The 8,529-nt window shown below is 64.5% G+C and carries 9 protein-coding genes and 1 tRNA gene; 6 read left to right on the top strand and 4 right to left on the bottom strand.

The window, feature by feature from the left end; translation table 11 throughout:
- On the top strand, positions 1-215 hold a 215-nt coding region (locus VGH54_RS21110), incomplete at its 5' end, for a hypothetical protein (RefSeq protein WP_331514035.1).
- Between the two features lie 383 nt (positions 216-598).
- Positions 599-841: a hypothetical protein gene (locus tag VGH54_RS21105; RefSeq protein WP_331514034.1), complete on the top strand. Its 243-nt coding sequence runs from the start codon at positions 599-601 to the stop codon at positions 839-841.
- A gap of 174 nt (positions 842-1,015) precedes the next feature.
- Here VGH54_RS21105 and VGH54_RS21100 read toward each other — a convergent pair whose 3' ends face one another.
- Both VGH54_RS21100 and VGH54_RS21095 read right to left on the bottom strand, forming a co-directional pair.
- Positions 1,016-1,360 carry a GlsB/YeaQ/YmgE family stress response membrane protein gene (locus VGH54_RS21100; RefSeq protein ID WP_331514033.1) on the bottom strand — a complete coding sequence of 115 codons (345 nt, stop codon included), beginning with the start codon at positions 1,358-1,360 and terminating at the stop codon, positions 1,016-1,018.
- 312 nt (positions 1,361-1,672) lie between these two features.
- A tRNA-Leu gene (locus VGH54_RS21095) sits at positions 1,673-1,746 on the bottom strand.
- Between the two features lie 99 nt (positions 1,747-1,845).
- On the opposite strand from VGH54_RS21095, the gene VGH54_RS21090 reads away from it, so the two are divergent.
- Complete coding sequence (locus VGH54_RS21090; RefSeq protein ID WP_331514032.1) at positions 1,846-2,457, top strand: ANTAR domain-containing response regulator; 612 nt, start codon at positions 1,846-1,848, stop codon at positions 2,455-2,457.
- Here the strand turns inward: VGH54_RS21090 and VGH54_RS21085 are convergent.
- Both VGH54_RS21085 and VGH54_RS21080 read right to left on the bottom strand, forming a co-directional pair.
- Positions 2,454-3,656, bottom strand: coding sequence for a lipid-transfer protein (locus tag VGH54_RS21085; protein WP_331514031.1), 1,203 nt, complete (start codon positions 3,654-3,656; stop codon positions 2,454-2,456). The two genes, VGH54_RS21090 and VGH54_RS21085, sit on opposite strands and share 4 nt — an antisense overlap.
- Complete coding sequence (locus VGH54_RS21080; RefSeq protein WP_331514030.1) at positions 3,653-4,096, bottom strand: Zn-ribbon domain-containing OB-fold protein; 444 nt, start codon at positions 4,094-4,096, stop codon at positions 3,653-3,655. The genes VGH54_RS21085 and VGH54_RS21080 overlap by 4 nt, the downstream gene beginning before the upstream one ends.
- Before the next feature lie 124 nt (positions 4,097-4,220).
- Between VGH54_RS21080 and VGH54_RS21075 the strand changes: the two genes are divergently transcribed.
- The 3 genes from VGH54_RS21075 to rpsA form a co-directional block, all read left to right on the top strand.
- Entirely contained in the window at positions 4,221-4,502 is a 282-nt protein-coding gene (locus VGH54_RS21075) for a putative quinol monooxygenase (protein WP_331514029.1), read from the top strand.
- Between the two features lie 103 nt (positions 4,503-4,605).
- Positions 4,606-7,281: a DNA polymerase I gene (gene polA, locus VGH54_RS21070; RefSeq protein WP_331514036.1), complete on the top strand. Its 2,676-nt coding sequence runs from the start codon at positions 4,606-4,608 to the stop codon at positions 7,279-7,281.
- Between the two features lie 208 nt (positions 7,282-7,489).
- Positions 7,490-8,529, top strand: a 1,040-nt coding sequence (gene rpsA, locus VGH54_RS21065) for a 30S ribosomal protein S1 (protein WP_331514028.1), incomplete at its 3' end; no start/stop codon positions are given.

Below are 8,529 nucleotides of genomic sequence, written 5' to 3'. Positions count from 1 at the left end.
ACGAACAGCTTGTCTCCGCTTCCCAGAACATCCTCTCGGCTGACCAGGCGTTCGTCGCCGCTGACCAAGCTGGAGACCTCAGCGGCAGCGGCTTCGCCTCGGCGGACCTGACACTGATCGAAGCCGATCTGGGGTTTCTCCCCGCTGCCTTTGACGTAACCGGCGCTAGCATCCTTGCTGAGTTCTATCCCGACATCGGCAGCTTGCTGCCCTGAGCGGGACGCCGTGCAGCCGACCAATATCCTGTTCGTCGCCGCGGCGAATCGAATCGTATTGCCCGCAAGTCCCCGAACAGTGAATCTGGGGCGAATCGCGAACCGTCCGAGTCGGATAGCCTCTGGGCCGCACTTCTCGGTGCCCTCAGTGAGATTCGAACTCTATTTCATGGCCCGGTCGGGGAGTCGAAACCCCTTCTAACAGGCAAAACTGGGCAAATTGTGGGCACGATGTGGTCAGCGGCCGAACCGCATGCGGGAGGAACCTGGTACGCCCAGGCCGCGTCTGACAGTTATCGGCCCGCCCCGCTCTCTCCTCGGGGCGCGTCACCTCGCGGACGCGGCCCTGTAGGGGCCCGCGTCTTAATGGGTATCCGGTGGAGATGGGTGAACGCGATGTAGCTCAGGCCGTGGTACTGATCCAGGCTTTGAGCGATGTGCGGGACGAGCTGATTGCTCGGATGACCTGGCTGGAAAGACGCGGTGCCCCGTTAGACGCCGCAGCGTTGCGTCGAGACGTCAATGAAGCTCAGGCCCTCATCACTCGCCTGCAGCGCCACTATCTGGGCGGAGATGTGCAGGCATCCCAACCCGTTCGTCAGGGCCGCCAAGCACGGCTGAATTAGCTTGGGCCGGCAACCTTGTGTACCTAGCAGGTCGGCGGCGCTGGAAGGGAACCGGATCGCCCTAGCCCACGTCTGAATAGGTTTCAGTCCGCCCCGTTCTCTCCTTGGGGCGGACAGATGGCTGTCCGGCTCAGTGCAACAAAGGTTTACCGGCGAGCTATTCAGTCAGGTGAATCAAAGCAACCTATTACGCCGGCCCAGGATGCGGCCGCGTCGACCTATCATGCCGGCGTCCCGACGCCGCCCCAGGATGCCGGTACGCCGACCCATCACGGATTCGTAGATCGCGATGAGCGCGATGGCAGCGGCGACTCCGATGAACAGTGGAATCCATGCGATTCCGCCATTGGCGTTGTGATATCCGAATTGGGTGGCCACGGCCGAGCCGATCACGCCACCTAGGGCCCCAATTATCACCGTCGGGACCATGGTGATGTCTTGCTTGCCCGGCATGATGAGACGCGCCACCAGGCCTATGACCGCGCCCACGATGAGGGCGAGGATTATTGATTCGATCATTGCAGCTCCTCTGGTCACAGCGCCCTGAGCGGACGCCATCTCGCGCTGCGGGTTCCCCGATCCGCCCGGCTTGTAACACACATGTCTGGCAAGAAGTTGTGTGGAAACCGGTCGGCCGAGAAGCCGCCCGAATGGCGCCGCGCTCGATCAGGCGTCGCTGTTGTCTTTGACCTTGGCTTTGGCTGCGTGCGTCTTGATCGCCTCAATGCCTACTCGGCGCTCGCCTGCATCTCGTAACCCTGGCTGGCGGCGATGATCTTCTCGAACTTGGCCGCCATCGTGTTTCCCTCGGGTTCGCGGCTGTCTTCTGAGTGCCCTCGGTGAGATTCGAACTCACACTGGACGGGTTTTGAATCCGTTTCCTCTGCCAGTTGGGATACGAGGGCCTGCTGACTACGGCCTCCCACCATAGAGGATGGGTCCATGCGAACCGACTCACAGCCCCGCGGTCGAGGATCGCCGCGGTTCACGAGAGAATGTCCGTTATGACCGACGACGACGCGCGCACCTCGCACCGGGTTCTGATCGCCGAGGACGAGGCGCTCATCCGGCTCGACTTGGCCGAGATGCTGCGCGAAGAGGGCTATGAGATTGTCGGCGAGGCCGGCGACGGCCAGGAAGCCGTCGAGCTGGCCGAGCAGCTGAAGCCCGATCTGGTGATCATGGACGTCAAAATGCCGCGCCGCGATGGCATCGACGCCGCGTCGGAGATCGCCAGCAAGCGGATCGCGCCGATCGTGGTGCTGACCGCGTTCAGCCAGCGCGATTTGGTCGAGCGCGCACGCGACGCCGGGGCGATGGCCTATCTGGTTAAGCCGTTCACGATCTCCGACCTGATTCCCGCAATTGAGTTGGCGCTCAGTCGATTCAGCGAGGTCAGGGCCTTGGAGCGCGAGGTCGAGACGTTGTCGGATCGGCTGGAGACCCGCAAGCTCGTCGAGCGGGCCAAAGGCATATTGCAGGCTAACCAGGGCATGACCGAACCCGAGGCGTTCAAGTGGATCCAGCGCGCGGCGATGGATCGTCGGACCACGATGAAGCACGTCGCCGAAGTGGTGCTGGAGACGCTGGACACCACCAAGGACGCGTCCAACTAGCGCGCGACGATCACCGACGAGCCGTGGCCGAACAGGCCTTGGTTTGCGGTGACGCCGACCGTGGCGCCCTCGACTTGGCGACCGGTGGCCTGACCGCGCAGCTGCCAGGTCAACTCGCAGACCTGGGCGATCGCCTGGGCGGGAATCGCCTCACCGAAGCACGCCAGCCCGCCCGACGGGTTCACCGGGACCTTCCCGCCGATCGCGGTGGCACCGCTGCGCAATAGCGCCTCGGCTTCGCCCTTGGGGCATAGTCCCAGGTGCTCATACCAATCCAGCTCCAGGGCAGTCGAGAGGTCGTACACCTCGGCCAGGCTGACGTCTTCGGGCCCGATACCCGCCTCGGCGTACGCGGCGTCCAGGATCTGGTCCTTGAACACCCGATCCGGTGCGGGCACCACGGCGGTGGAATCCGTTGCAATGTCCGGTAATTCGGGCAGGTGCTGCGGGTACTGCGGGGTTACTGTGCTCACTGCGCGCACCGACGGCACGCCGTCCAGGGAGCCGAGATGTTTACGGGCGAAGTCCGCGCTGGCCACGATCAGCGCGGCTGCGCCGTCGGAAGTGGCGCAGATGTCGAGTTGCCGCAACGGATCGCTGACCACCGGGCTGGCCAACACGTCCTCGACCGAGGATTCCTTGCGGTAGCGGGCATTCGGGTTCTGCAGACCGTGTTGAGAGTTCTTGACCTTCACCTGAGCGAAGTCTTCAGACGTCGCGCCGTACAGGTCCATCCGGCGCCGAGCCAGCAGTGCGAAGTACACCGGGTTCATCGCGCCGATCAGGTGGAAGCGTTGCCAGTCCGGGTCGTTCTTGCGTTCGCCGCCGACCGGCGCGAACGCCCCCTTCGGAGTGGTGTCGGCGCCGATGACCAGCGCGACGTCGCCGAACCCGGCCAGAATATGGGCGCGGGCGCTCTGCAGGGCCTGCGAGCCGCTGGCACACGCTGCGTAGCTGGAGCTGACCGGCACGCCGTTCCAGCCGAGCTTCTGCGCGAACGTCGACCCCGCGATGAAGCCCGGGTAGCCGTTGCGGATGGTGTCGGCGCCGGCGACCAGCTGGATCTGCCGCCAGGCCAGGCCGGCCTCCGCCAGCGCGGCGCGCGCGGCGACGACGCCGTACTCGGTGAAGTCCCGGCCCCATTTGCCCCACGGGTGCATGCCGGCGCCGAGGATGTAGAGCGGTTCGGGAGTACTCATTCGGCGATCCTCCACGCGTGCACGAGGCGTTCGACGCCGTCGGCATCGGTGAACAAGGTCATGGTGGCCAACTCCATCTGCATACCGACCTTCAGATCGGCGGCCAGCGTTCCCTCGACCACCTTGCCGAGCACGATGATTCCCTCGTCGGCGAGCTCGACCGCGGCGATGGCGAACGGCTCGAACGGATCCGCGGCGGGGAAGGGCGCTGGTGGCGGATACCGGTTCTCGGTATAGCTCCACAGCGTCCCGCGGGTCGACAACGCGACGGACTCTAGTGCGTCGGAGTCGCACCCCGGATTGGGGCAGTTGTTGTCCCGCGGGGGGAAGACGTAGGTGCCACATGTGGGGCACTTACTGCCGATCAGGTGCGGGTTGCCGGTCTCGTCGGCGGCGAACCACCCGTCGATTGCCGGTTCTGGAATGGTGACCTCTGGCACCGGGCCAGCCTACCCAGGCCGAGGGCAAAACTGAAACGTGTTGCAGTTTGTCGCTGTCACCGATGAGTTCCGCAGGCCTGCGCGGTCACATTGTCAAAGCGCGACTCAATCGAAGGAGCAGCCGATGTTGATCGTCGCGGGTTACCTCGTCGTCGAGCCGTTGCAGCGCGACAGCTACCTCGAAGGCTGTAGGGCGGTCGTGCGGCAGGCCCGCAAGTCGCCGGGCTGTCTCGACTTCGCGATCAGTGCCGACGTGATTGAGCCGGATCGCATTGACATCTTTGAACGCTGGGAGTCGCGTGTCGCGCTCGATGAGTTCCGCGGCAGCGGGCCCAGCGACGAGCAACAAGGCCAGATCGTCTCGGCGTCGGTGTCCGAGTACGACGTGGCAGCGAGCAGCGGCTGACTGGATGTCATGACGTGTGCCTAGAGTTGAGGCCGTGAGCCCTGCGAGGACCGCGAGCAAGAAGACCGCTGCCGCTAAGGCCGGTGACGATAAGCCGACGTTGATGCTGCTGGACGGTAATTCACTGGCCTACCGGGCGTTCTACGCACTGCCGGCCGAGAACTTCAAAACCCAGGGCGGGCTGACCACCAACGCGGTCTACGGGTTCACCGCGATGCTGATCAACCTGCTGCGCGACGAATCGCCCACTCATGTGGCCGCCGCGTTCGATGTGTCGCGGCAGACGTTCCGCTCAGAGCGGTACCCCGAATACAAAGCAAACCGGTCGTCTACCCCGGACGAGTTCCGCGGACAGATCGACGTCACCAAGGAAGTGCTTGCCGCGCTGGGTATTACGGTGCTCGCCGAACCCGGGTTCGAAGCCGACGACCTGATCGCCACGCTGACGACGCAGGCCGAAAAAGAGGGCTACCAAGTACTGGTGGTCACCGGTGACCGCGATTCGCTGCAGCTGGTCAGCGACGACGTCACGGTGCTCTACCCGCGTAAAGGCGTCAGCGAGCTGACCCGGTTCACACCCGCCGCGGTGGTCGAGAAGTACGGCCTGACCCCTGAGCAGTACCCGGACTTTGCTGCCTTGCGTGGCGACCCGAGCGACAACCTGCCCGGCATTCCGGGAGTGGGTGAAAAGACGGCGTCGAAGTGGATCGCCGAATACGGGTCGTTGCAGGCGCTCGTCGACAACGTGGACTCGGTGCGCGGCAAGGTCGGCGACGCGTTGCGCGCGAATCTGGCCAGCGTGGTGCTGAACCGCGAGCTCACCGACTTGGTTCGCGACGTGCCGCTGGCGCAGACACCGGACACGCTGCGGATGCAGCCGTGGGACCGAGACCAGATCCACCAGTTGTTCGACCAGCTGGAGTTCCGGGTCCTACGCGACCGGCTGTTCGACACGCTGGCAGCCGTCGAACCCGAGGTCGACGAGGGATTCGACATCCGCGGGGGAGCCCTCGAGCCCGGCACCATCGGGCAATGGCTGGCCGATCACGTCGCCGACGGCCGTCGGGCCGGCCTCGCGGTGGTGGGCACGCATCTGCCGTACGGCGGCGATGCGACCGCGTTGGCGATCGCGGCCGCCGACGGCGACGGCGGCTTCATCGACACCACGACGCTGACGCCCGACGACGATTCGGCGCTGGCAGCGTGGCTTGCCGACCCCGAGCGGCCAAAAGCCTTGCACGAGGCCAAGTTGGCGATCCATGACCTGGCCGGGCGTGGCTGGACGCTCAACGGGGTCAGCTCAGATACCGCGCTGGCGGCTTACCTGGTCCGCCCCGGGCAGCGCAGCTTCACACTCGACGACCTATCATTGCGCTACCTGCGTCGCGAGCTGCGCGCGGAAACATCTGAGCAGCAGCAGCTTTCACTCCTCGATGACAGCGACGGCGTCGACGAGCAGGCGGTGCAGACCGCGGTGCTACGTGCCCGCGCCGTGGTCGACCTCGCCGACGCACTGGACACCGAATTGGCCCGCATCGACTCCACGTCCCTGCTGGCCGAAATGGAGCTGCCGGTGCAACGGGTACTGGCGGGCCTGGAGGCCGTCGGCATTGCCGTGAACCTGGACCAATTGACTTCGCTGCAAAGCCAATTCGGCGACCTCATTCGCGATGCCGCCGAAGCGGCGTACGCCGTGATCGGCAAGCAGATCAACCTGGGCTCGCCGAAACAGCTGCAGGTGGTGCTGTTTGACGAGCTGGAGATGCCGAAAACCAAGCGGACCAAGACCGGATACACCACCGACGCGGATGCGCTCCAGACGCTGTTCGACAAGACCGGGCATCCCTTCCTGCAGCACCTGCTCGCACACCGCGACGTCACCCGGTTGAAGGTGACCGTCGACGGGCTGCTGAATTCCGTTGCCCTCGATGGGCGTATCCACACCACGTTCAACCAGACGATCGCGGCGACCGGCCGGTTGTCGTCCACCGAGCCCAACCTGCAGAACATCCCGATCCGCACCGACGCCGGCCGCCAGATCCGCGATGCTTTTGTTGTCGACAGCGGAGCAGGCGGCAAATACACCGAGCTGATGACCGCCGACTACAGCCAGATCGAGATGCGGATCATGGCGCATCTGTCCGGCGATGAAGGCCTGATCGAAGCCTTCAACACCGGCGAGGATCTGCATTCGTTCGTGGCGTCGCGGGCATTCGGCGTGCCGATCCAGGAGGTGACCGGCGAGCTGCGGCGCCGGGTCAAGGCGATGTCGTATGGGCTGGCCTACGGCTTGAGCGCATACGGCCTAGCGGCTCAGCTGAAGATTTCCACCGAGGAAGCCAAGGTCCAGATGGATCAGTACTTCGCCCGGTTCGGGGGTGTACGCGACTACCTGATGGCCGTTGTCGAGCAGGCTCGCAAAGACGGCTACACGTCGACGGTCCTGGGTCGACGCCGCTATCTGCCCGAATTGGACAGCACCAATCGGCAGGTGCGCGAGGCCGCGGAGCGGGCAGCGCTCAATGCGCCTATCCAGGGCAGCGCAGCCGACATCATCAAGGTCGCGATGATCGAGGTCGACAACGCCATCACCGCTGCGGGGCTGACATCGCGAATGCTGCTGCAGGTTCACGACGAACTTTTGTTCGAAGTCGCCGACGGTGAACGTGAGCAGCTCGAGGCCCTGGTGCGCGACAAAATGGGCGGCGCATACCCGCTTGACGTGCCGTTGGAGGTTTCGGTGGGTTACGGCCCCAGCTGGGACACCGCCGCCCATTAGCGTCCACTCGCCGGCCGATCCCGAGAAATTCGGCAGTTTCTCCCAAGACGCCGGTGGGCCGAGTTTGGCCAGCGTGTGCCTAGTCGAGTAGCCTCAACAGGGTAGTTCGGCGGCGATTCTGAGCGCGCAGCGCGATGGAAAGCCGGACGATCGAATTGAATCCAGCTTTGTCCCTACGACCCCAACCTGTCCGGAGCAACCCAACAATATGCCGAGTCCCACCGTCACCTCGCCGCAAGTAGCCGTCAACGACATTGGCTCGAGCGAGGATTTTCTCGCCGCCATCGACAAAACAATCAAGTACTTCAACGATGGCGACATCGTCGAAGGGACCATCGTCAAGGTTGACCGGGACGAAGTCCTGCTCGACATCGGCTACAAGACCGAAGGCGTCATCCCTTCCCGCGAACTGTCCATCAAGCACGACGTCGACCCCAATGAGGTCGTTTCCGTGGGCGATGAGGTCGAAGCCCTGGTCCTCACCAAAGAGGACAAAGAAGGCCGTCTGATCCTGTCCAAAAAGCGCGCCCAGTACGAGCGCGCCTGGGGCACCATCGAGGCCCTCAAGGAGAAGGACGAGGCCGTCAAGGGCACCGTCATCGAGGTCGTCAAGGGTGGCCTGATCCTCGACATCGGCCTGCGCGGCTTCCTGCCCGCGTCGCTGGTCGAGATGCGCCGGGTCCGCGATCTGCAGCCGTACATCGGCAAGGAGATCGAGGCCAAGATCATCGAGCTGGACAAGAACCGCAACAACGTGGTGCTGTCGCGCCGCGCGTGGCTGGAGCAGACCCAGTCCGAGGTGCGCAGCGAGTTCCTCAACCAGCTGCAGAAGGGCGCCATCCGCAAGGGTGTGGTGTCCTCCATCGTCAACTTCGGCGCGTTCGTCGACCTCGGCGGTGTGGACGGTCTGGTGCACGTCTCCGAGCTGTCCTGGAAGCACATCGACCACCCGTCCGAGGTGGTCCAGGTCGGCGACGAGGTCACCGTCGAGGTGCTCGACGTCGACATGGACCGCGAGCGGGTTTCGTTGTCGCTCAAGGCGACTCAGGAAGACCCGTGGCGCCACTTCGCCCGCACCCACGCCATCGGCCAGATCGTGCCGGGCAAGGTCACCAAGCTGGTGCCGTTCGGTGCGTTCGTCCGCGTCGAAGAGGGCATCGAAGGCCTGGTGCACATCTCCGAGTTGGCTGAGCGCCACGTCGAGGTGCCCGACCAGGTGGTCGCCGTCGGTGACGACGCGATGGTCAA

Origin of the sequence: Mycobacterium sp., from assembly GCF_036488105.1 — a bacterium.
GTDB lineage: Bacteria > Actinomycetota > Actinomycetes > Mycobacteriales > Mycobacteriaceae > Mycobacterium.
Note: the sequence above shows the minus strand (reverse complement) of the source record. Positions and strands in the feature narration are given on the sequence as shown.

Excerpts from the sequence above, each read along its gene's own strand:
- VGH54_RS21105 (WP_331514034.1), top strand. The coding sequence starts at position 599 with ATGGGTGAACGCGATGTAGCTCAGGCCGTGGTACTGATCCAGGCTTTG.
- VGH54_RS21100 (WP_331514033.1), bottom strand. The coding sequence starts at position 1,360 with ATGATCGAATCAATAATCCTCGCCCTCATCGTGGGCGCGGTCATAGGC.
- VGH54_RS21090 (WP_331514032.1), top strand. The coding sequence starts at position 1,846 with ATGACCGACGACGACGCGCGCACCTCGCACCGGGTTCTGATCGCCGAG.
- VGH54_RS21085 (WP_331514031.1), bottom strand. The coding sequence starts at position 3,656 with ATGAGTACTCCCGAACCGCTCTACATCCTCGGCGCCGGCATGCACCCG.
- VGH54_RS21075 (WP_331514029.1), top strand. The coding sequence starts at position 4,221 with ATGTTGATCGTCGCGGGTTACCTCGTCGTCGAGCCGTTGCAGCGCGAC.
- polA (WP_331514036.1), top strand. The coding sequence starts at position 4,606 with ATGCTGCTGGACGGTAATTCACTGGCCTACCGGGCGTTCTACGCACTG.